The 20,324-nt window shown below is 70.1% G+C and carries 20 protein-coding genes; 16 read left to right on the plus strand and 4 right to left on the minus strand.

The window, feature by feature from the left end:
- The first annotated feature begins 9 nt into the window (after positions 1 to 9).
- The 4 genes from sufC to EV651_RS28300 are packed head-to-tail and all read left to right on the plus strand — an operon-like array spanning position 10 to position 2,873.
- Positions 10 to 774: a Fe-S cluster assembly ATPase SufC gene (gene sufC / locus EV651_RS28285; protein ID WP_133788291.1), complete on the plus strand. Its 765-nt coding sequence runs from the start codon at positions 10 to 12 to the stop codon at positions 772 to 774.
- Positions 771 to 2,027 carry a cysteine desulfurase gene (locus tag EV651_RS28290; RefSeq protein WP_133788292.1) on the plus strand — a complete coding sequence of 419 codons (1,257 nt, stop codon included), beginning with the start codon at positions 771 to 773 and terminating at the stop codon, positions 2,025 to 2,027. Before sufC ends, EV651_RS28290 begins: the two co-directional genes overlap by 4 nt.
- Positions 2,028 to 2,029: 2 nt before the next feature.
- On the plus strand, positions 2,030 to 2,500 hold the full coding sequence (gene sufU / locus EV651_RS28295) for a Fe-S cluster assembly sulfur transfer protein SufU (RefSeq protein WP_133788293.1): 471 nt from the start codon (positions 2,030 to 2,032) through the stop codon (positions 2,498 to 2,500).
- A complete protein-coding gene (locus tag EV651_RS28300; protein ID WP_133788294.1) occupies positions 2,493 to 2,873 on the plus strand; it encodes a metal-sulfur cluster assembly factor in 381 nt (126 codons plus the stop codon). The genes sufU and EV651_RS28300 overlap by 8 nt, the downstream gene beginning before the upstream one ends.
- A 52-nt stretch (positions 2,874 to 2,925) precedes the next feature.
- Here EV651_RS28300 and EV651_RS28305 read toward each other — a convergent pair whose 3' ends face one another.
- A complete protein-coding gene (locus tag EV651_RS28305; RefSeq protein ID WP_133788295.1) occupies positions 2,926 to 3,402 on the minus strand; it encodes a quercetin 2,3-dioxygenase in 477 nt (158 codons plus the stop codon).
- A 63-nt stretch (positions 3,403 to 3,465) separates the two neighbouring features.
- Between EV651_RS28305 and EV651_RS28310 the strand changes: the two genes are divergently transcribed.
- Both EV651_RS28310 and EV651_RS28315 read left to right on the plus strand, forming a co-directional pair.
- A complete protein-coding gene (locus EV651_RS28310) occupies positions 3,466 to 4,074 on the plus strand; it encodes a TetR/AcrR family transcriptional regulator (RefSeq protein ID WP_133788296.1) in 609 nt (202 codons plus the stop codon).
- Complete coding sequence (locus EV651_RS28315; RefSeq protein ID WP_133788297.1) at positions 4,071 to 4,691, plus strand: acVLRF1 family peptidyl-tRNA hydrolase; 621 nt, start codon at positions 4,071 to 4,073, stop codon at positions 4,689 to 4,691. The genes EV651_RS28310 and EV651_RS28315 overlap by 4 nt, the downstream gene beginning before the upstream one ends.
- Before the next feature lie 8 nt (positions 4,692 to 4,699).
- On the opposite strand, the gene EV651_RS28320 is transcribed toward EV651_RS28315, so the two are convergent.
- The 3 genes from EV651_RS28320 to EV651_RS28330 are packed head-to-tail and all read right to left on the minus strand — an operon-like array spanning position 4,700 to position 12,921.
- Entirely contained in the window at positions 4,700 to 5,275 is a 576-nt protein-coding gene (locus EV651_RS28320) for a hypothetical protein (protein WP_133788298.1), read from the minus strand.
- A gap of 3 nt (positions 5,276 to 5,278) precedes the next feature.
- Positions 5,279 to 5,839, minus strand: a complete 561-nt coding sequence (locus tag EV651_RS28325; protein ID WP_238157246.1) for a hypothetical protein — start codon at positions 5,837 to 5,839, stop codon at positions 5,279 to 5,281.
- 23 nt (positions 5,840 to 5,862) lie between these two features.
- The gene (locus EV651_RS28330; protein ID WP_133788299.1) at positions 5,863 to 12,921 is read right to left on the minus strand and encodes a hypothetical protein; all 7,059 of its coding nucleotides are present in this window, start codon (positions 12,919 to 12,921) and stop codon (positions 5,863 to 5,865) included.
- Between the two features lie 146 nt (positions 12,922 to 13,067).
- On the opposite strand from EV651_RS28330, the gene EV651_RS28335 reads away from it, so the two are divergent.
- The 10 genes from EV651_RS28335 to EV651_RS28380 all read left to right on the plus strand — a co-directional run bounded on the left by EV651_RS28335 (position 13,068) and on the right by EV651_RS28380 (position 20,312).
- Positions 13,068 to 13,529: a hypothetical protein gene (locus EV651_RS28335; protein ID WP_133788300.1), complete on the plus strand. Its 462-nt coding sequence runs from the start codon at positions 13,068 to 13,070 to the stop codon at positions 13,527 to 13,529.
- A gap of 52 nt (positions 13,530 to 13,581) precedes the next feature.
- On the plus strand, positions 13,582 to 14,316 hold the full coding sequence (locus tag EV651_RS28340; RefSeq protein WP_133788301.1) for a hypothetical protein: 735 nt from the start codon (positions 13,582 to 13,584) through the stop codon (positions 14,314 to 14,316).
- Positions 14,316 to 15,116: a hypothetical protein gene (locus EV651_RS28345; protein ID WP_133788302.1), complete on the plus strand. Its 801-nt coding sequence runs from the start codon at positions 14,316 to 14,318 to the stop codon at positions 15,114 to 15,116. Before EV651_RS28340 ends, EV651_RS28345 begins: the two co-directional genes overlap by 1 nt.
- Positions 15,113 to 16,423: a CpaF family protein gene (locus EV651_RS28350; protein WP_133788303.1), complete on the plus strand. Its 1,311-nt coding sequence runs from the start codon at positions 15,113 to 15,115 to the stop codon at positions 16,421 to 16,423. Before EV651_RS28345 ends, EV651_RS28350 begins: the two co-directional genes overlap by 4 nt.
- 84 nt (positions 16,424 to 16,507) lie before the next feature.
- Positions 16,508 to 17,413 (plus strand): type II secretion system F family protein, encoded by a 906-nt coding sequence (locus tag EV651_RS28355; RefSeq protein ID WP_133788304.1) that lies wholly within the window; start codon positions 16,508 to 16,510, stop codon positions 17,411 to 17,413.
- On the plus strand, positions 17,410 to 18,330 hold the full coding sequence (locus EV651_RS28360) for a type II secretion system F family protein (protein ID WP_133788305.1): 921 nt from the start codon (positions 17,410 to 17,412) through the stop codon (positions 18,328 to 18,330). Before EV651_RS28355 ends, EV651_RS28360 begins: the two co-directional genes overlap by 4 nt.
- Before the next feature lie 112 nt (positions 18,331 to 18,442).
- Positions 18,443 to 18,661 (plus strand): hypothetical protein, encoded by a 219-nt coding sequence (locus EV651_RS28365; RefSeq protein ID WP_133788306.1) that lies wholly within the window; start codon positions 18,443 to 18,445, stop codon positions 18,659 to 18,661.
- A gap of 10 nt (positions 18,662 to 18,671) precedes the next feature.
- Positions 18,672 to 19,103: a TadE family protein gene (locus EV651_RS28370; RefSeq protein ID WP_133788307.1), complete on the plus strand. Its 432-nt coding sequence runs from the start codon at positions 18,672 to 18,674 to the stop codon at positions 19,101 to 19,103.
- 8 nt (positions 19,104 to 19,111) lie between these two features.
- Entirely contained in the window at positions 19,112 to 19,567 is a 456-nt protein-coding gene (locus EV651_RS28375; RefSeq protein ID WP_133788308.1) for a TadE/TadG family type IV pilus assembly protein, read from the plus strand.
- On the plus strand, positions 19,554 to 20,312 hold the full coding sequence (locus EV651_RS28380; RefSeq protein WP_202870542.1) for a TadE/TadG family type IV pilus assembly protein: 759 nt from the start codon (positions 19,554 to 19,556) through the stop codon (positions 20,310 to 20,312). The genes EV651_RS28375 and EV651_RS28380 overlap by 14 nt, the downstream gene beginning before the upstream one ends.
- Positions 20,313 to 20,324: the final 12 nt, after the last annotated feature.

The following is a 20,324-nucleotide window of genomic DNA, read 5'->3' on the forward strand; positions in this document are numbered from 1 at the left end:
AGAAACCTCATGGCGACACTCGAGATCCGCGACCTGCACGTGTCGGTCGACACCGAGAACGGCCCGAAGGAGATCCTGCGCGGCGTCGACCTGACCATCGCCGGCGGTCAGACGCACGCGATCATGGGCCCGAACGGCTCCGGCAAGTCGACGCTGGCGTACTCGATCGCCGGGCACCCGAAGTACAACATCACCAGCGGCACGGTGACCCTGGACGGCGAGGACGTGCTGGACATGGCCGTCGACGAGCGCGCCCGGGCCGGCCTGTTCCTGGCGATGCAGTACCCGGTCGAGGTGCCGGGGGTGTCGGTGGCGAACTTCCTGCGGACGGCGAAGACCGCGATCGACGGCGAGGCGCCGAAGCTGCGCACCTGGGTCAAGGACGTGAACAAGGCGCTGTCCGACCTGGACATGGACCCCACCTTCGGTCAGCGCAACGTCAACGAGGGCTTCTCCGGCGGTGAGAAGAAGCGCCACGAGATCGTCCAGCTGGAGCTGCTGAACCCGAAGATCGCGATCCTCGACGAGACCGACTCCGGCCTCGACATCGACGCGCTGAAGATCGTCTCCGAGGGCGTCAACCGGTTCGCGTCCCAGGGTGACAAGGGCGTCCTGCTGATCACCCACTACACGCGGATCCTGCGCTACATCAAGCCGGACTTCGTACACGTCTTCGTCGACGGCCGCGTCGCCGAGGAGGGCGGCCCGGAGCTGGCCGAGGAGCTGGAAGCCAACGGCTACGAGCGCTTCCTGAAGGCGAGCACGAAGGCATGACCACCACCCGGACCTTCAGCAGCCCGCTGGACCTGCAGTCGGTCCGGGCGGACTTCCCGATCCTGTCCCGTGAACTCGCGGGCGGGTTCCCGCTGGTCTACCTGGACTCGGCGAACTCCTCGCAGAAGCCGCGCCAGGTCGTGCAGGCGATCGAGGACCACTACCTCCAGCACAACGCGAACGTCGCGCGGGCCATGCATCAGCTCGGTGCCGAGGCGACGGCGGCGTACGAGGGCGGCCGGGACAAGGTGGCCGCGTTCATCGGCGCCCCGAACCGGGACGAGATCGTCTTCACCAAGAACGCCTCCGAGGCGCTCAACCTGGCCGCGCACACGCTCGGCGCGGCGCTGAAGCCGGGCGATGTCGTGGTGGTCTCCGAGATGGAGCACCACAGCAACATCGTCCCGTGGCAGCTGGCGTGCGAGCGGACCGGCGCGACACTCAAGTGGTTCGGCGTGACCGAGGACGGGCGGCTGGACCTCAGCAACATCGAGGAGCTGCTGACCGAGAACACCAAGGTCGTCGCCCTCACCTGGGTGTCGAACGCGCTCGGCACGATCAACCCGATCACCGAGATCGCGACCAAGGCGCACGCGGTCGGCGCGACCGTGGTGGTGGACGCGTCGCAGGCGGTCCCGCAGTTCCCGGTCGATGTGTCCACGCTGGGCGCGGACATCCTGGTCTTCACCGGTCACAAGGTCGTCGGCCCGACCGGCATCGGCGTGCTCTGGGGCCGGTACGAGCTGCTCGCCGAGCTGCCGCCGTTCCTCGGCGGCGGCGAGATGATCGAGGTCGTCCGGATGACCGGCTCGACCTACGCAGCCCCGCCGGCCCGGTTCGAGGCCGGTACGCCGCCGATCGCGCAGGCGGTCGGGCTCGGTGCGGCCGTCGACTACCTGTCCGGGATCGGGATGGACAAGATCGCCGCGCACGAGCACGCGATCGTCGAGTACGCGCTCGAGGGGCTGAAGACGGTTCCCGGCCTGACGCTGCTCGGCCCGACCGACGCGACGGATCACGGCGGCGCGATCAGCTTCGCGCTGGACGGCGTCCACCCGCACGACGTGTCGACCGTGCTGGACACCCGGGGGATCGCGGTCCGCGCCGGGCACCACTGCGCGCGGCCCGTGCACGAGCGGTTCGGAATGCAATCGTCGACCAGAGCGTCTTTCTACCTGTACACGACTCCCGAGGAGATCGACGCGCTCGTCGACGGGCTCGGGTTCGTCCGATCGTTCTTCAAGGTGGACTGATAATGCAGCTCGACAGCCTCTACCAGGAGATCATCCTGGACCACTACCGGAGCCCGCATCACGCGGGTCTCGCGGACCCGTACGACGTGGAGGTGCACCACGTGAACCCGTCCTGCGGGGACGAGGTCACGCTCCGGGTCGAGCTCGACGGCGACACCGTCAAGGGCGTCACGCACGACAGCGTCGGCTGCTCCATCAGCCAGGCGGCCACGTCGGTGATGTCGGACCTGGTGATCGGCAAGCCGGTGGCCGAGGGCATGGCGACGTACGAGAAGTTCCTCGAACTGATGCAGGGCCGGGGGAATGTCGAACCGGACGAAGAGGTTCTGGAGGACGGGGTCGCGTTCGCGGGCGTCGCGCAGTTCCCGGCGCGGGTGAAGTGCGCACTGCTGGGCTGGTCGGCGTGGCGCGATGCCACGGCGCAGGCGCTGGCAACACAGGGCGCAGCCAACGAAGGAGTGAAGAATGCCTGACCAGACCGACGAGAAGATCGAGCTGCCCGAGGTCGACCTCGAGGCTGCTCAGGCGGGCACGACGCCGCCCAAGGTCGAGGACGTCACCGAGGCACTCAAAGACGTCGTCGACCCCGAACTCGGCATCAACGTGGTCGACCTCGGCCTGATCTACGGCATCACCGTCGACGACACCAGTACGGCGATCATCGACATGACGCTGACGTCCGCGGCCTGTCCGCTGACCGACGTGATCGAGGACCAGACCCGGATGGCGCTCGACGGCCTGGTGAACGACTTCCGGATCAACTGGGTCTGGATGCCGCCGTGGGGCCCGGAGAAGATCACCGACGACGGCCGCGACCAGCTGCGCGCGCTGGGTTTCAACGTCTGAGTGTTTCCGCAGTGCAGAGCCCGGGTCAGGTGGCCCGGGCTCCCGCGTGTGCTCAGAACGGCGGCGGTCCGACGATCTGGATGGCACCGGTCTTCTCGGCGGCGTCCCGGACCCGGTCGAAGTCGACCGGGATCGGCCGGCTTCCGTCGGGCGCCGGCTCGCTGGCGAGCCGGTAGAACGCCTCGTCGGTGCCCGGCGTCTGGATCGTCAGGAACCTGGTCGTCGGGGAGACGACCCTGAAGGCGTGCGGCACGCCGCGGGGAATCACCGCGACTCCACCCGTGGAGAGGTTGCGCTTCTTCCCGTCGAGGTCGAGCTGGATCTCTCCGTCGAGGAGGTAGAAGGTCTCGTCCGACGCGGGGTGGATGTGCAGCGGTGTCACCTTGCCCTGCTCGCCGACGAACTCGAAGAGCAGGAACGCGCCTGCGGTCTCCGCCGAGGTCGCCAGCCAGGTGTGCAGACCGCCGCCGCTGAACCACCGCCGCTCGCCCTCACCGTGATCGCGGACCGTCGCAGCCAGTGTGGTCATGTGGAACACCCTCCCGTTCGTGGGACTGGAGTCCCATTACGAACGTACGGTACCGTGTATGCCATGTCAACGGCGTACGAGCAGTCCGGCCGGACCCGGCAGAAGCAGCGCACGCGCAACGACCTGATCGCCGCTGCTCGTGAGTTGATCACCCAGGGCGGGTCGGCCCCGACGGTTGAGGAGGCCGCCGCGGCCGCGTCGATCTCGCGGACGACGGCGTACCGGTACTTCCGCAGTCAGGCGGAGCTGCTTGCTGCCGCCCATCCGGAGGTCGAGCTGCCCTCCTTGTTGCCGGCCGGCAGCGGTGACGACCCCGAGACCCGGCTCCTCGCGGTCGTGGCGGCGTTCGTCGAAATTCTGCTGGAGTTCGAGCCGCAGCAGCGCACGATGCTTCGGCTGTCGCTCGAGCCGTCCTCGCAGCCGGATCAGCTGCCGCTGCGGCAGGGGCGCGCGATCGGCTGGTTCGAGGATGCGCTTGCCCCGGCCCGGGACAGGTTGTCCGAGACCGCCGTCCACCGGCTCGCCATCGCCGTGCGTAGCGCTGTCGGTATCGAGGCGCTGGTCTGGCTCGTCGACGTGGCCGGACTGAGCCGCGACGAGGCCGCGGACGTGATGCTGTCGTCAGCACGCGCGATCGTGCGTGCCGCATTGGCCGAGGGAGCTGACGCATGACGCGCACCGTTCATGTCGCGCCGGAGCGGTTGGACAGGTGGCTGACCGGCTTCGGCGAACGGCACGGTGAGGTCGTGTACGACGTGACGCCGACGAGCGTGACGTTGTCGGCCGAGGACGGCGAGTCCGCAGTCATCACTGTGCCGTTCGAGCCCCTCGCGGAGTTGTCCCGCACGGGGCTCGTCGCGCATGTGCTCACCGAACGACGGCTCGGCGTGCTGCTCGTCCGGCGCGGTGGCTACGGCGCGGGTGTGTTTGCCGGCGGCAAGCTTGTCGACTCGAAGGTCGGGTCGCGGCACGTGCAGGGGACGACCAAGGCGGGTGGCTGGTCGCAGCAGCGGTACGCGCGCCGGCGGGACAACCAGGCGCGCGAGGCGTTCGCCGCGGCCACCGAGGTCGCGGTGCGGATCCTGGCGCCGGCGAAGCTCGACGTACTGGTGTGCGGGGGAGACCGGCGGGCCGTCGACACGGTGCTCGACGATCCGCGGCTGAAGGAGTTGACCGGGCTGGTGCGGCCGCCGTTCCTCGGCGTACCGGATCCGAAGCAGAAGGTTCTCGAGCAGGCCGGTGCCGACGCCCGGGCGATCCGGATCGACGTGGACCAGCCCGTGCCTTAGGACCTGTCCTAAGCGGGCCCGTGCAGCGCGCGGAAGTCGGCCAGCGTGCCGGTGTAGTACTCCAGGTCGTCCTCCAGCCGGGCGCGGCTGACCAGGTACGGGTCGCGTGCCTTGGCGTCGGCGCCGAAGCTCGTCCAGATCTCCGAATCGGGGACCGTGTCGCCGCCGTTGTCACCTTCCGGCAGGGACTTCATCGCCTCCCGGATCGCCTCGGCGGCGAGTTCCCAGCCGAGCTCGACGTAGTGCCGCTCCTGGCCCGGTTGGCCGTCGTACGCCAGGTCGGCCGCGATCGTCCGGTCGGCGTACAGATGCGCGACTACCGCCCACTCCGCCGCGTCGACCAGCTGTGACTTGCCCAGTCCCCAGTGGGCGCCGAGCCGGGTGGCCGAGCGCTGGGACGAGTACGGGATGGTGATCTCGCCGATCGGCGACAGGTAGGTCCAGGCGTCCGGGCCCTCGATGATGTTCTCGCCCAGCTCGAAGTCAGGAGCCGGGACCGAGGTCAGGCCCGGTTCCGGCCCGGCCTGCGCGGTTTCCAGCGCGACGTAGATCTCGGCCTCCGCCAGGGTCCTTGCGATCGGCATCGGTTAGCTCGCTCCTGTCTCGCTGATTTCACCGGCCAGTTCGGCGTACGCGTCACGCGTCACGAGTAACCGGTCCAGCCGGAAGCGCCCGGGCTCGGCGGCGCGTACCGCCTGTCCTTGCGGTGTCCAGAACTCGTCGTCCGGTACGGCGTCCGCGCCGGCCGGGACGAACTTGATCACCTCGACGACGGCGGCCTGCGCGATGGCCAGCACCCTACCGGCCTCGACGGGATCCGTGGGGACCGCCGACGCGGCGGTGTCGGCGACGTCCATCCACTGGCCCGCGTCGATGATCTCGGACGGCTCCGGACCGCCGAACGTCGGCCAGCCGCGCGCCGGCGTCTCTTGCGCCGGCAGCCCGAACAGGTACTCGCGTTCGGCGGAACAGCCGGGGCAGATCGCGGCGTAGCTGGACGCCAGGTCACCGTCGACCTGGACCAGGGCCTGTTCCCAGGGCGCGTCGACCGACCCGCAGTCCGGACACGGATGCAGCTCCAGGTACAGCTGCGCCTCGTCCCAGGTCCGCGCCACCGCGAATGCCATCAAGCCCCTCTCGTCCACCACGTTCTCGAGTTTCCATGATCGGCTCACGACCCGGACAGCGACGGCCCGTGGCCGGTTGGTGCAATCGTCCGTCCGGCAACTGAGGTACGCGCACCTTGGTTGGAGGCAGTCGGTAGCGTTCCCGCGGCCGTCGTGTAGTCGAGAGCCTTGAGCACGTCCCGCGGCACGTTCGCCTTCTCCAGCTCGCCGGCCACCTTCGCGCTGAAGCTGCCGTCCGGGGACGACGTGTTGTACAGCTCCCGCAGGTCGACCCGGCCCTCGGCCATCAGTGCGAGGTTCGGATGCAGCGTCGCGAACGCCGACGCGAAACCGCCGTCGCGGTCGCCGAGCATGGTTCCGTTCGGCAGGGCCTGGTACTTCCGCTCGGTGCCGTCGGCCTCCTGGACCAGTAGCACGATCGGCCTGCGCTCGGCCTTCGCGCGCTCGAGGGCGTTCAGCAGCGGCCGGTACGGCTGGAAGACGGCGCCGGACTTGCCCTGCCCGTACTCGGTCGCGGTGATGTCCGGCGGCCCGAGTTCCTCCGGCACCGCCTGCAGCCGCGCGTTCGCCAGTACGGCGTCCAGCGACGCGCCGGTCTCCATCTGCCGGAGTCCTTCGATGTACTGGTGCCGGAGCATCCGGACGAACATCTCGCCGCGGGCCAGGTCCGGCAGGTTGACGGACTTCTTCACGACCGGCTCGCCGCGGCCGTTGTCGGTGGTCGTCCGGACCGTGGCGTCGTACACCACCGGGATCCGGACCGTGACCATCTGGCCCTCGACGAACCGGCTGGTCTCCAGCCGGGTGCCGTTGGCGTCCGAGGACTGCTCCTTGACCTGCTCGCCGATCGAGCCGCTGACGGAGACCAGCCCGCCGTCGACGCCGCCGGACGCGGTGACCGGGGTCAGGCGGTTGCTGCTGCTGGACGAGCGGTACACCTCTTGCCGGCGCCAGACCCGGCCGGCCTGGCCTTCGAGCGACGGCCCGTGGAGTTCCCAGCCCACCGCGGTCGCGTTGATCGCGACGCTCACCGTCGTCCGCCCGTTGCCCGGCCGCGCCATCGGCTGCAGCGCGATGCCCTCGCCGAGCAACCGGCCGGCCTTGGCCTTCAGCGCGCTCGGCTTGAGATTCGACCTGATCAGATGCCGGTACTCCGCCGTACCCCGCCGGCCGAGGACGCCCGGCTGCTCGAGATAGGCGGTCAGGTTCTCGGCCAGTTCGTTGCGCCGGCCGGCGCCCTTCGCGTGCAGCGCCGCCCGGATCGCGACAGCGCCCTCCGGGAGCCGGATCGGGCGGTGCTCGGCACGTTCCTCCAGCTCCGGCTGTGTCTCGATCCGCGGGCCGTCCATCAGGTCGCCGCGGGGGATCCATTGGACGATGTCCGCGCGGAGCTCGCGAGGTTCGGACACGCTGGTGACGTCGTCCGGGTCGATCCGGCCGAGCTTCCAGCGGGCACTGGCCATCGCGGCCGCACCCGCGTTCCGGACCCGGACGACCCGGGCCGTGAACACCACCTTCTGGTGCGTCTTGACCGGGTCGAAATGGCCCAGCCGGTCGATCGTGATGTTGTGCTCGCCGCTCCCGCCCGTCTGGGACTTGGTCAGGTCCGTGGCGACCCCGGCGGAACCGTCACCGAGAGCGGTGGGGCCTTTGCCGTCGACACCCGCGGAGACGGTCACGTTGTGGCCGGCCGACCGATCGAGCAGCTTGAAGTCGTAGTTCTGGTCGATGCTGCCGGCTTCCTCCTTCGGGATCTCGGGCTCGCCTTCGGGAGTGGTCGGGACGTCCTCGATGGTGCGCTCGCCCTCGTACCGGGCGTGCACCTGGACGAACAGGACGTCGGGCCGTGCCTGTCCCTGGATCGGCACCTCGATCGGAACCTCGAAGCCGTCCGCGCCGAGCATGTCCTCGAGGTGGCCGTGGAAGTTCCCGGGCTTCAGGTCGACGTTCAAGGCGCTCTGGAGCACGCGGCTGGCATCCCGCAGACCGGGAGCGAGTTCGTCCACCTGCGGCTCGACCAGGGTCCGCAGGTCGACCTGGTTCGTGGTGCCTTCGACGGTGAGCGACTCGATCTTGGCCGCACCCTGGCTCTCGTCGTACGCCGCGGACGTGCTCATCACGCGCCGCCGGGCAGCCATCGCCTCGACGCCCTTGGTGGTCGCATCGAGCTCCGCCTCGGCGGTCGTCGCCGCCGCGGGGCGGAACCGGGTATTCGCCTGCAGCTTGGCCGCCAGATTCTCGGCCGTGTGCTCAGCGGCCAGACCGGTGGTGACGCCGGCCTTTTCCCGCTGGTAGCGGCGCAGGAAGCCGGCCGCGACGCGGTGACTGATCGGCAGCCTGTCGTTCAGGTACCGCTCGGCGGCGTCGGACACCGCCCAGAGCGGCAGGTCGAGCTTCCCGGCGGCGTACAGGTCCAGCGCTCGCCGCTCGGCCATCGCCTTCTGGGCCAATGCGTCCGGCAGCGCGACGGACTTGATCACCTGACCGTTGTGGATGATGTCCGCGGTCATCTTGTGGCGCTCGATGAACTCGTGGTGCGTGCCCGGGTTGACCAGCAGCCGCTCGTCGCCGGAGGTCTCGCTCGTCGTGGTGGACTGCGACCGGCCGCCGACGCGTCCGACCGACAGGTTCCCGGCGCGGGTGGTGCCGTCGGCCTCTACCAGTCCGCCCCCGGCCTCCCCGGTGACGCCGCCGGACGCCGACGTACCGGACGTGGAGCCGACATCGGTCATCGTGAAGTTGATGTCGACGGAGTTCTCCTGGCTCATCGCGACATGCGTGAGGCTGACCGCCTCGCCGCGGATCACGATCTCGTACTCCTCCGGCAGGATCGTCCCGTCCGCGAGTGCATGCGCCGGACTGCCCGGGGCCCGGACCACCATGAACGGCAGTTGGTAGCTGCCGTTCATCCACTCGCGGTTCGCGATCAGGCTGGTCGGCGACAGCGCCTCGTGCAGCGCGGGCAGCGCGGTGGAGTCGGATCGGATCGCCGGAATCTCCTGGCACAGCACGTCGGCCGGGTTACCCGCATCGATCGCGACCGGGAACGCCTGCTCGACGGCCTGGTGGTGCGGCGGCTTCGGGTTCTTCTCGTACACCGGAGTGTCGGCACGGGTCATCGAGCTGTCGTACGCGATCTCGATGCTGCCGTGGACGTCGGCGATCGGTTCGGCGTCGCCGTGGTCGGTGATCTCGGCGAACGTGATCTCGACCTGCTCCTTGATCACGTCGGTGGGTTCGGTGCTCTCGTTGATCGTGACCGGCTGGACCCGTCGCCCGGCCGTCCAGCTCAACGACCGGCCGAGCGCGTTCCGGCTGAACTTCACGCCGACCTTGGCCATCCAGCCGCGGATGCCTTCGGCCGGGGCGTGGGAGCCGCCGGCCCCGGCGGACAGCGGCACCGAGCGGGACCGGCCGGACGTCCGGCCGGTCGCCTGCGAGGAGATCGCGAGCATGACGGCGTTCTCGTTCGTGCGCGTCCCGAGGCCCTCGACCTTGAACTGCTTGGTCGCCTCGTCGTACTCCTGCGTGACCGACAGCCGGAACGGCCGCCAGCGCGGCGTACCGAGGGCGCCCTGGTCCTCGAGCATCACGATCAGGCCGCCCTGGCAGGCCTGGTTGATCCCGGCCTCGATCCGCGGCGCGCTGAGGTGCTGGACGACGCGTTCGTAGTTGGCCAGCTGCATCGCCGTCGCCGGCTCGCCGGGCCGGGGGACCAGGCCCATCGTGCTCAGCTGCGTCAGCGCTTGGTTCCGGGCCTGCTCGGCGCCCTTGAGATTTTGCGCCAGACCCTTGCCCACGCCACGCAACTGGTTCTCGCCACGGCCCATCCACGGAGGCGCTGTCTGCGGACCGGTCGCCGGCTCGGCGTCTCCCCGCAGCAGAACGTGCCCGTGCTTGTCCACCTTGACGGTGCCGTCGTCTTCCCGCAGTACGGCGTTCTTGTCCGCCCGGCCGCCCGCGCGGAGCAGGTCGTTCTCCGCGACCCGCAGGAGCGCACTGCAGTTACCGGTCTCGACGATCGGTGCGGCCTTGGGATCGCCGACCTTGCGGAGCGTGGCGCGCACCCGGAGACCGACCAGCACGCCCTGCGTCGGCCCCTGGTTGCGATGGATGGCCGGGGTGATCGTGGTCATGCTGACGCTCTGGCCGCCCGACCGGGACACGTTGCGTCCTGCTGACGCGTTCGGTGACAGGTTCACGCCGGAACCGGCGACGTTGTTGAGCGCGGTCGCCGCGGCCACCGGGTTCACGTGGGAGGGCTTGCCCGGGAACGAGACCGACCCCGTGCCGGTGACAGAGGCCGTGTAGGTCTGGCTCGCGTTGACGCCCGCGAAGTCGACCAGGACCTCTTCCTGCCACATCTCCGAGCTGGACTCACCGACGAGCCGGGCGTCGGCCCAGATCGGCTCTACCTCCCAGGTGAGGTCGTACTCCGTCTCGCCGCCGGTGGGGATCCGCCGGGTGACGCCGCCGGGCTGACCGAACTCGCGCAGCAGGCGGTACGAGTCGTTGACCATCAGGCCGGCGATGTGGTTGTACGAGACGCGGTCCAGGTCGCCGTACTGCTGCTGTGCCCTGCGGACCAGGCGATCGGTGACGTCGTGCAGCCCGGTGATGCTGGTGACCGTGTGCCGCGGGAACTCGCCGGTGACCTCCTGCCCGTGGCCGATCTCTGCCAGCGAAACGGTCTCGGCCGGCGGCTTCACCGTGTACGCGCTGGAGACCCAGGTCTGCCGGCGGCCGGCATCGACCGTCTCGACCGCCGACCAGGGCTCGGTGGGGGAGGCCCGCACCTCGATCTGCCACTTACCGGACCACTCGTAGAGGATCGACTCACCACGGTTGGCGTCGACCCAGCCGGACTGGTAGTGGGCCGTCGCCCCGCTGCTTTCGGCGAGCGAGCGCCCGCGCGCCACCTCGACCTTTGGCGAGACGAGCTGCGCGGCGGCGTGGACCGGCGTACCGGGGGCGGCGAGCGCCATGAGCGCCCCGATGTTCACGCCGACGTTGACGTTCGTCGAGTGGGTGTCGGTCGTGCCGATGCTCGTGCCGCCCTCGCCGAGCGAGCCCGACATCTGCTCGGCCATCCTGAAGTCGATGTCGTCGCGCTCGGTGATGTCGTCCGGGATCAGGCGCAGCCGCACCTGACGCACCGACGACACGTCCGTTGTGGCGTCGGTGTCGACGTTGAACACGATGCCGTCGCCGGACAGCAGCCGCCGGTACTCGGCCGCGGGGTCCGGGAGCGGACCGCGGGTCGACAGCTGTTCGTTGAACTTCGCGCCCAGGACCCGGTTGATCTCGGCGACCGGCAGGTTGAGCTGGTCGCCTTCCGGCACACCGGTCATCAGCAGTTCCTTGACCGGCATCGCCTGGCCGAGGCTGCGTTCGTACACCGCCACCTGCTGCTTCGCGGCAGCGGCCAGATCGGCGATCCGGCTCGGAGAGCCGTCCCCGTCGATCTCGGCGAGGAGCGTCTGGTACCCGGCCAGGGCCTGCCGGGCGTCGGCGGCGGCCTGCTCGTAGGCACCGGCGATCTCGCTGTGCCGACCGGCCTTGTTCCGCGCGGTCTTCGCCGCGACGCGCAGCTTGCGCGCCCGCTCGGGGGCGCCGCGGTCGCGTTGCCTGTCCTCGGCGCCGGCGTCAGCGTCGGCCTTCTCGGCCGCGTCGGTTGCGTCCTGGGAGCTGTTCCGCTTGTTCGACGCCTTCTTGTCCAGGTCCGCGACCGCCGTTTGGAGGGTCTCGATCTGGGTGACGACCTGACCGCGCAGGTGCGCAGGCGTGTGCCGGGCGGGCTTCGCCGCGGTCTCGGCGCGCGCGGCGGCCCGGCCTGCGGCGGTCGCCTCGGGGGTGGCGACTGCTCCGGCGGTCCAGGGGAGTGCGGGCTCGGATCCGCCGTGCCGGCGGATGGTCCGGGCCAGGCCTTCCAGGTCGCGCTCGAGGTCGGCGAGGCTGCGCGGCCCGCTCGGGTGCCCGTTCGCGAGCGTCTCGGCGCGCGCCTCGTGCCAGTCCACGAGAAGGCTCTGGAACGCGGCGTGGTCCGCGTGCAGCCGCCGGTCACGGCGGTCGTGGCTGAACACGGACCTCAACTTGCCGAGGACACCGCGGGACCGGCCGGCCTCCGCGGCGGCGATCTCCTGCGACATCAGCGTCAGCTGGTGCGTCCAGACAAAGCGGAGCTGCTCGTCGCTGAGTCCCGGCGGAATCCGCAGGACGTGCGGGTCGTTCGCCGTACCGGACCGAATGATGCCCTGCCCCAGCGCGCCCAGGGTGGTGTCGCCGATCTCGACGCGGAGCTGCTGCGATACGGCGGAGCCCGTCATCCGCAGGTGGGCCTGACGCGCGTCGGGGTCGACGTCCGGCCGGTCGGTCACCGCGGCGGTCAGGGCCTGGCGATCCATCGCGGCGAGCAGGTTCAGCGCGTGCAGATCGGTCAGCGCGCCCTGCGAGGCCGGACGCTTGCCGACCCTCAACCCGGTGCCGCGGATCTGTGAGGTAAAGACACGCCGACCTTCGGCTCTGCGGTGCCTGCTGCCGACCTGTGCGCGGTGGCGGCCGCGCCGCGGTGCGGGCGGCGTACCCAGGCCCAGAAGTTCGGCGTCGCGGTTGATCGCGGCTGAGGCGGCCACGAGCGCCGAAGTCGCGAGGGCGTTCGGCGGCGCTGTCAGCCGGCTGAGGCGGGCCGCCGCGTCGGGGTCGTCCGGCGCCGCGCCGCTGAGGGCGACCCGGAGCATCGCATCGGCCTCGGTACGACGGGATTGATCCAGCCCCGGCACCCGGAGGTACCGGTCGAGGGCGTCGACCGCGCCGCGCGCGGGCAACTCACCGCGGGCCCGGCCCACTTCGGTCCCGATCAGGCTGACGGCCTCGGCCAGCAGACGGTCGTCGCCGACCCGGTCCGCGGCCCGGCGTGCGAGGAACTCCTCGATCGCGCGCATCACGCGCGCAGCGAGCATGTCGTCGGCCGTGGTCAGCCGGACCCGGCCGTCACGCAGCGGCACCGCCGAGGGGTGCAGGATCCCGAGTGCGTTTCCGGCCGCCCAGCGCGCGCGAGCCGTCGGATCCGTGGCGGACAACGTCGGTGTGGTCAGCCGAATCACCCCTCCCGTTAAGTGCCCGGGTGATCACCAGTTGTCACCCGGACCCTCTGGTCCGGAATTTAGCAAACAATCGGTTACTTGCCAGCAACTCGATTCACCCGAACCGTTAACGATTTACGCCCGGCAGCCCGCCTAGGATCAAGTCCATGTGGGAGAAGTTCGGTGACTCCGAGTGGAACATCCCCCAGGCGCGGAGCACGGTCGCCCAGTTGCGGCACCATGCCGGGGACGGCCGGGAGTACGACGGCATCGAACTGTTCCTCGCGCTCTGCGAGTACCTCGACCTGCTGCACGGCAAGCACGGGTTCGACTACTTCTTCACCGGCGCCGAGCAGGCAGCACTGGCCGCCGCGGTCCAGGAGGCGCGCGGCCCGCAGATCGAGCCGGACCCGCGGTCGGAGCGGCTCGTGCAGCCGGTCAACGCCGCCGTCACGCTGGTCGAAGGGCGGGACCTCGTGACCTGGCTGGAGGGACAGCCCGATTGGCAGCGGCAGATCGGGCTGTGCCTGCGTGCGATGTATGCCTATCTAGACCAGTTGTACGGCGGGCCGGGCACGTTCAACCAGCTGCTCAAGCCTGCCGAGCTGGAGCGGGTCGCAGCGCGGTAACGGGAACGGCCTCCTGGCACGGATGGCACCTCGCTGCCATTACGGTATGCGGGTGAGTCTCTCGTCCTCCACGCGTAACTCTTCCCAAGGCGCCCGGGCAGCCGGCCGATCGACGGGCGGCGGTTCGACCCGCCTCCCGAGCGGCCGGGAACGCCGTCCTGCCCTGGCCGCGCTCGCGGTCATCCTGATCCTGCTCGGCGCCGCCGGATCGGCGCTGATCGCGCTGAACAGCGGCAACCGCTCCGACTTCGTGGCGATCTCGGTCGACGCGCTGCCACCGGGCAGCAAGCTCGAAGCCAAGGACCTCTCCCGGGGTGACTTGGCCGGTGCCACCGGCGGCCTGATTCCGTGGTCGGAAGCGGAGAAGTACATCGGCCGCTACACGAAGACCTGGCTGTACAAGGACCAGTACGTCACGCCGGAGAACCTCACCAAGAAGGACGAGCAGCCGATCCCGGCCGGCGGTGCCCTGGTCGGTGTCAGCCTGGAGGCCGGGCGCGCGCCGTCGGACGGGCTCGAGGTCGGCGACATCGTCAAGGTCATCCGCGTGCCGTCCGCCAACGCGGAGGGCGCCGCGGTCCCGTTGGTCAGCGCTGCTGAGGTGACGTCGACCGCCGGTGCGATCACGGACAGCAAGACCAGCTCGAACAGCACACTCAACGTGACGATCCTGATCCCGGCCGACGACATCACCACGGTTGCGGCAGCGGCCGCGTCCAAGACCCTGGTACTGGTGAAGCTGGCGCCGGGCACCAAGCCGGACGTCGCACGCAACGGGGCCAACTGATGGCACTGGTGGCGCTGGCGAGCGCCAAGGGCTCGCCCGGGGTGACCACGGCAAGTCTGGTCATCGGTGCGCTCTGGCCGCGGCAGGTGCTACTGGCCGAGTGCGACCCCGCCGGCAGTGACGTGGCGATCCGGATGACCGGACCGGGTGGAGCCGCCCTCAATTCCGATCGCGGCCTGGTCAGTCTCGCGGCCGCCAGCCGGAAAGGACTGGGCGACGAGGTCATCCTCGCGCACAGCCAGCAGCTCGACGGTGGTCTCGACGTACTGCTCGGTGTGCGCTCGCCGGAGCAGGTCGGTGGCATGGGCGGTCTGTGGCACCCGCTCGGCATCTCGTTCAACCAGATGCAGCACGGCGACGTACTGGCAGACTGCGGGCGGATCGGTGCGTCGTCGCCGCAGCTGCCGGTCATCCAGTCCGCACGTCTTGTCGTGCTGGTGTGTACGGCGACAGGCTCGTCGGTGGCGCACCTACGGGAGCGGTTGTCGACGCTGGTGCACCATGTAGACGCGCAGCTCGGCGTGGTCGTCGTGGCCGACCCGAAGCAGCGGGACGGGGTGAAGCAGGTCTGGTCCGTGCTGGACGCCATGTCGCTGCCGGTGCGGCACCGTTGGCACCTCGCGTACGACCCGGCCGGTGCGGCGTTCTTCGACGGGCGTGGTCACGGCCGGCTCGACAAAACCCAGCTGATCCGGTCCGCGAGCGCCATCACCGCGGAGATGGCGGCGCTGGTCGCCGCCCCGCCGCCGCAGGACTTCGACATGGCCAACGCGGCCTTCCCGCCTGGTGATTATCGATGAGCGCGGACCAGGAACTCGTCCGGAAGCTGCGGGTGCAGGTCGCCGAGCGGCTGAACGAGCAGCGGCGCCGCGACCAGGTGAACGGCGTACCTCCGATGAGCGCCGAGGACGAGCGGGAGTACGCGCGGTCGCTGATCGTGCAGGTGCTCGAGGACCACGCGCGGTACGAGCTGGCCGAGGGCCGGACGCCGCCGACGCCGGACGACGACGCGCAGATCGCCGGCGCGATCCACTCCGCGCTGTTCGGGGTCGGCCGGCTGCAGCCGCTGATCGACGACCCCGAGGTCGAGAACATCGACATCAACGGTTGCGACCAGGTCTTCGTGCAGTACGGCGACGGTCGCGAGGAGACCCCGGGGCCGGTCGCCGAGAGCGACGAGGAACTGGTCGAGCTGATCCAGGTGCTGGCGGCGCACGCCGGCCTGACCAGCCGCCCGTTCGACTCGGCGAACCCGCAACTCGACCTGCGGCTGCCCGACGGGTCCCGGCTGTCCGCGGTGATGGGCGTGACGGCGCGTCCCGCTGTGTCGATCCGGCGGGCCCGCCTCGGCAAGGTGTTCCTCAAGGACCTGGTCGCCAACGGAACCATCTCCGACGACGTCGGCTCGTTCCTGCGGGCGGCCGTCGCGGCCCGCAAGAACATCATGATCGCCGGCGCCACGAACTCCGGGAAAACGACGCTGCTGCGGGCACTGGCCAACGAGATCCAGCCGCACGAGCGGCTGATCACCGTCGAGCGCTCACTCGAGCTCGGCCTCGGCGAGTTCAAGGACCTGCACCCGAACGTGGTCGCGTTCGAGGAACGGCTGCCGAACTCCGAAGGCGTCGGTGAGGTCAGCATGGCCGACCTGGTCCGGCGTTCGCTGCGGATGAACCCGAGCCGGGTCATCGTCGGTGAGGTGCTCGGCGACGAGATCGTCACGATGCTGAACGCGATGAGCCAGGGCAACGACGGCTCGCTGTCCACGATCCACTCGAACAGCTCGATGGAGGTGTTCAACCGGATCAGCACGTATGCGATCCAGGCCCGCGAGCGGTTGCCGATGGACGCCACCCAGATGCTGATCGCCGGCGCGCTGGACTTCGTCGTGTTCGTCCGCAAGCACAACGACTACTCCCGCGGCGGCGGCCTCACCCGGTACGTCGAGAGCATCCGGGAGGTCACCGGATGGGACGGCCGGGTGCTGTCCGGTGAGGTGTTCGCACCGGGACCGGACGGCCACGCCGCGGCGCACGCGCCGATCGCGTGCATGGACGAACTCGAGCACTTCGGGTACCAGCCGCTCGTGCACGGAACGTGGGCGTGACGCCGTGAGCGAGCGGAGCGAGGTCACCATCAAGCACAGTACGCCTCGTGTCTCGTCGGCGCCCGGAGCGAAGCGAGGACGTCGATGAGCAACAGGACTCTGGGAGCGCTGCTGTGCGGGGCGTTGGTCGGCGGCGCGGTGATGCTACTGATCGTCGCGATCCGCGGCACCGAGCCGAAGGACGAGACGCCGTCGCTGTTCCGCCACCGCAGCGTCGAGGCCCGCAAGAACATGGTCCGGCTGGGCGCCGCCTTCGCGGTCGGCCTGCTCGTGCTGGTGGTGACGCGCTGGCTGGTGCTCGCGGTCGCCCTCGGCCTGCTCGCTGCCATGGCGGACCGCTTCTTCGGCGGCACCGGTGAGGAACGCCGGGCGATCGACCGCCTGGACGCACTGGCCACCTGGACCGAGGCGTTGCGCGACACGATCGCCGGCGCGGTCGGCCTGGAGCAGGCGATCCCGGCCACCGCGGTGAACGCGGCGCCCGCGATCAAGCCCAGCCTGAACCTGCTGGTCGACCGGTTGCGGATCCGCGAGCCGTTGCCGTCGGCCCTGATGCGGTTCGCCGACGACCTGGACGACCCGTCGGCGGACCTGATCGTCGCGGCGCTGGTGCTGAACGCGCGGCTGCGCGGTCCCGGTCTGCGCGAGGTGCTCAGTGCACTGGCCGACTCGGCCCGCGAGGAACTCGACGTACGCCGGAAGGTCGCGGCGGAACGTCGTTCGACCCGGCGCAGTGTCCAGGTGGTGGTCGCGATCACGCTGATCATGGCGGCCGGTCTGGTGTTGTTCAACTCGGCGTACATGGCGCCGTACACGAGCTTCATCGGACAGGTCGTGCTGGCCGTGGTGATCGGGCTCTACGCGCTCGGGCTGCTGTGGCTGCGGCGGCTGGCGAAGATCGAGGTGCCGGACCGGTTCCTGATCGGCGTCGCGGACGAGCGCCGGCTGCCGCGGTCGGGCGACGAGCGGATGGAGACGGTGAGCGGATGACCTGGGCCTTCATTACCGGCGGCATCGCCGGACTCGGTGTGTACTTCCTGGTCCGGATGTTCATCAAGCCGCGGGCCAACGTGCTGTCCACGATCGCGCGGATCGACGCGGGCCGCGGCGGCTACCTCGGCGGCGCCACCGCCAGCGCCGCCGGCGAGCGGGTGCTGGGCGGTGTCGACCGGGCCCGGGAGACCCTCGGCCGCCGGCTCGAGGCGGAGGCGAACGCGCGCGGCTGGGCGTTCGGCAAGCTCCGCCGCGATCTCGCGGTGATGAACCGGCCGTTCGCCGCGATGCTCGCCACCAAGGCGTTCTTCGCGCTCGGCGCGATGGTCTTCATCCCGATCGTGCTGTTCCTGTTCTCCGCGATCGGCATCACGGCGCCGGGCGCGGCCCCGGCGATCGTCACGCTGGCGTTCATGGCGCTGGCGTTCTTCCTGCCCGACCTCGCGTTGCGCCAGGAGGCGGAGAAGCGGCGGCGCGACTTCCGGCACGTGGTCGGCAGCTTCCTGGACCTGGTCGCGATGAACCTCGCGGGCGGCCGCGGTCTGCCCGAGGCGCTGATGACGGCCTCGACGATCGGCGAGCACTGGGCGATGGCCCGGATCCGGCAGGCGCTGGCCAACGCGCGGCTGATCGGCATCACGCCGTGGGACGCGATGGCCCGGCTCGGCGAAGACCTCGGCGTCGAGGAACTGCGGGACCTGGCGTCGGCGCTCGCACTGGCCGGTGACGAGGGCGCGAAGATCCGTTCGTCGCTGCTGGCCCGAGCCGCGTCGCTGCGGCGCAAGGAACTGGCCGACGTGGAAGGCAAGGCGGGCGAGCGGTCCCAGTCGATGCTCGTCGCGCAGCTCGTGATGATCTCGGCGTTCTTCCTGTTCCTGGCCTTCCCGGCCGGTGTGGCGATCCTCGGAAGTTAGGCCGAACAGTGATCGGACAAGGGATGAGGGCATGGGATCCGTCGGGCGGCGTCGCCCGTCGAACACGGCATACTGAGGCCTGCTTCGGCCTCACGATCTGGAAGGCATGTGGATGATCTCGGAGTTGATGTTCTGGCGGGCCATGGCCGGCTATGCGGTCGCGCGTGCGCAGGCTCAGCGGGCCCGCGCACGGCAGGGGAACACCGAGCTGGGCGCCTCCGCACTCGAATGGGCGATCATCTCGGGGATCCTGGTCGTCGCCGCGCTGGCGATCGGCGTGGTGGTGAAGCGCGTGATCGCCAAGCACACCGCGGATATCGAGAAGGAATGACGGCAGAGCCATGCGGCTGGGGAGGAAACGAGGTCGGCGGAGACGGTCGGAGCGGGGTGTCAGCACACTCGAGCTGTCCATCCTGGCACCGGCGATCATCGCGCTGATCTTCGTGTCCATCCAGACCGCCTTGTGGCTGTACGGGCGTTCCGTCGCGCTGAACGCGGCGCAGGAGGGCGTGTCCAAGTTGCGGCTGGTGCAGCCGCCGGTCTACACCCCGGCGGTGGGGGAGAAGGTGCGGGCGGACGTCGAGTCGTATGCCCAGCAGCTCGGCGGTACGACGCTGCAGAACGCCAAGGTCCCGTTCCCGGCGTACAACGACCCGGAAGGCGTGGTCTCGTTCACGGTCACCGGCAAAACCGTTTCGCTGGTTCCCGGCCTGGAGCTGAAGGTGACCCGGACCGCCACCGGCCGCATCGAACAGTTCGAAGCCGACAAGTGAGCGAGCAGATGACACGCAGACCGTGGTCTCGCGGGCGGCACCGCCGTACCCGCGAGCGCGGCACGATGGCGTTGGAGATGGTGATCCTCGCGCCCGTGCTGCTGGCGCTGTTCATGTTCCTGCTGGCCTGTGGACGGTACTTCCAGACGTCGTCGTTGCTGGAGAGCGCGGCCCGTGACGGCGCCCGCGGCGCCAGCCAGGCGCGGTCGCTGCAGGCTGCGCAGGCTCGCGTCGACGAGGCAGTGAACACGACGATGAGCCAGGCAGTGGCTTCCTGCAAGGAGTCGGCGGCGGGCTCGATCACCACCGGGTTCGTGGCCGGTTCGCCGTTGTCGGTCGAGGTCAGCTGCACGATCAACTACCGCGATCTCGGCCTGCTCGGTCTGGGCGGCGACACCAAGATCACCAAGCGGTTCACGTCCTCGCTCGATCCGTACCGGGGGGTGCGCGGTGACGGCTCCTGATGGGTCTGGCTCGCGGTTTGTCGAGTTCTTCCGGATCGATGCGCGACGCAACCATCGGCGGTTCGGCCGCGGCGCACTGAGCCCCGCGGTCGCGATCCTCGCGGTGATGATCTTCACCCTGGCCGGCCTGGTGATCGACGGCGGCCGGCAGTTGGGCGCCCGGTCGCGTGCGGTCGGCTACGCACAGGAGGCCGCGCGCGTCGGCGCCGCGGCCATCCAGCTCAACGTCGCCGAGGCCAAGATCGACACCGCCAAGGCGGCGGCCGCGATCACGGAGTTCTGCGGCCAGGTGCGGTCGAACGACCCGGCGGTCACGGGGTGCGGGCCGACGACGCTGACCGACAAAGAGGTCGACATCAAGGTCGAGATCGCGAACAAGACGACGTTCCTCGGCCTGATCGGCAAGCAGTCGCTGAAGGCCAGCGGGACCGGCCAGGCGCACGCCGAACAGGGCGTCGAGAAGGCGGACGACAGCCCGACCATCCCGCCCATCGTCGTGAACCCGACGACCGACGGCCCCGGTGCGACGATCGACACCCCGCGCCCGCCGACCATCGACCTGCCGTGCCCGACCTGGACCCTCGGCTCGCCGACCCCGATCTGGACCCTGTCGCCGTTCCCGTTCCCGGCCACCTGCTCCCCGAACGTGACGCCGACCCCAACACCGTCCGAGACACCGTCCGAGACCCCGCCGACCGGCGAACCGTCAGGCCCCACGAGCAGCGCGCCGTCGAGCGGGCGCTAGAACCCGGAGGAT

This window comes from Kribbella sp. VKM Ac-2571 (assembly GCF_004362255.1).
GTDB classification, from domain to species: Bacteria; Actinomycetota; Actinomycetes; order Propionibacteriales; family Kribbellaceae; genus Kribbella; species Kribbella pratensis.

Bases quoted from the DNA above. Each gene is read 5' to 3' on its own strand.
- sufC (WP_133788291.1), top strand. From the start codon at position 10: ATGGCGACACTCGAGATCCGCGACCTGCACGTGTCGGTCGACACCGAG.
- EV651_RS28290 (WP_133788292.1), top strand. From the start codon at position 771: ATGACCACCACCCGGACCTTCAGCAGCCCGCTGGACCTGCAGTCGGTC.
- sufU (WP_133788293.1), top strand. From the start codon at position 2,030: ATGCAGCTCGACAGCCTCTACCAGGAGATCATCCTGGACCACTACCGG.
- EV651_RS28300 (WP_133788294.1), top strand. From the start codon at position 2,493: ATGCCTGACCAGACCGACGAGAAGATCGAGCTGCCCGAGGTCGACCTC.
- EV651_RS28305 (WP_133788295.1), bottom strand. From the start codon at position 3,402: ATGACCACACTGGCTGCGACGGTCCGCGATCACGGTGAGGGCGAGCGG.
- EV651_RS28310 (WP_133788296.1), top strand. From the start codon at position 3,466: ATGTCAACGGCGTACGAGCAGTCCGGCCGGACCCGGCAGAAGCAGCGC.
- EV651_RS28315 (WP_133788297.1), top strand. From the start codon at position 4,071: ATGACGCGCACCGTTCATGTCGCGCCGGAGCGGTTGGACAGGTGGCTG.
- EV651_RS28320 (WP_133788298.1), bottom strand. From the start codon at position 5,275: ATGCCGATCGCAAGGACCCTGGCGGAGGCCGAGATCTACGTCGCGCTG.
- EV651_RS28335 (WP_133788300.1), top strand. From the start codon at position 13,068: ATGTGGGAGAAGTTCGGTGACTCCGAGTGGAACATCCCCCAGGCGCGG.
- EV651_RS28345 (WP_133788302.1), top strand. From the start codon at position 14,316: ATGGCACTGGTGGCGCTGGCGAGCGCCAAGGGCTCGCCCGGGGTGACC.
- EV651_RS28350 (WP_133788303.1), top strand. From the start codon at position 15,113: ATGAGCGCGGACCAGGAACTCGTCCGGAAGCTGCGGGTGCAGGTCGCC.
- EV651_RS28355 (WP_133788304.1), top strand. From the start codon at position 16,508: ATGAGCAACAGGACTCTGGGAGCGCTGCTGTGCGGGGCGTTGGTCGGC.
- EV651_RS28360 (WP_133788305.1), top strand. From the start codon at position 17,410: ATGACCTGGGCCTTCATTACCGGCGGCATCGCCGGACTCGGTGTGTAC.
- EV651_RS28365 (WP_133788306.1), top strand. From the start codon at position 18,443: ATGATCTCGGAGTTGATGTTCTGGCGGGCCATGGCCGGCTATGCGGTC.
- EV651_RS28370 (WP_133788307.1), top strand. From the start codon at position 18,672: ATGCGGCTGGGGAGGAAACGAGGTCGGCGGAGACGGTCGGAGCGGGGT.
- EV651_RS28375 (WP_133788308.1), top strand. From the start codon at position 19,112: ATGACACGCAGACCGTGGTCTCGCGGGCGGCACCGCCGTACCCGCGAG.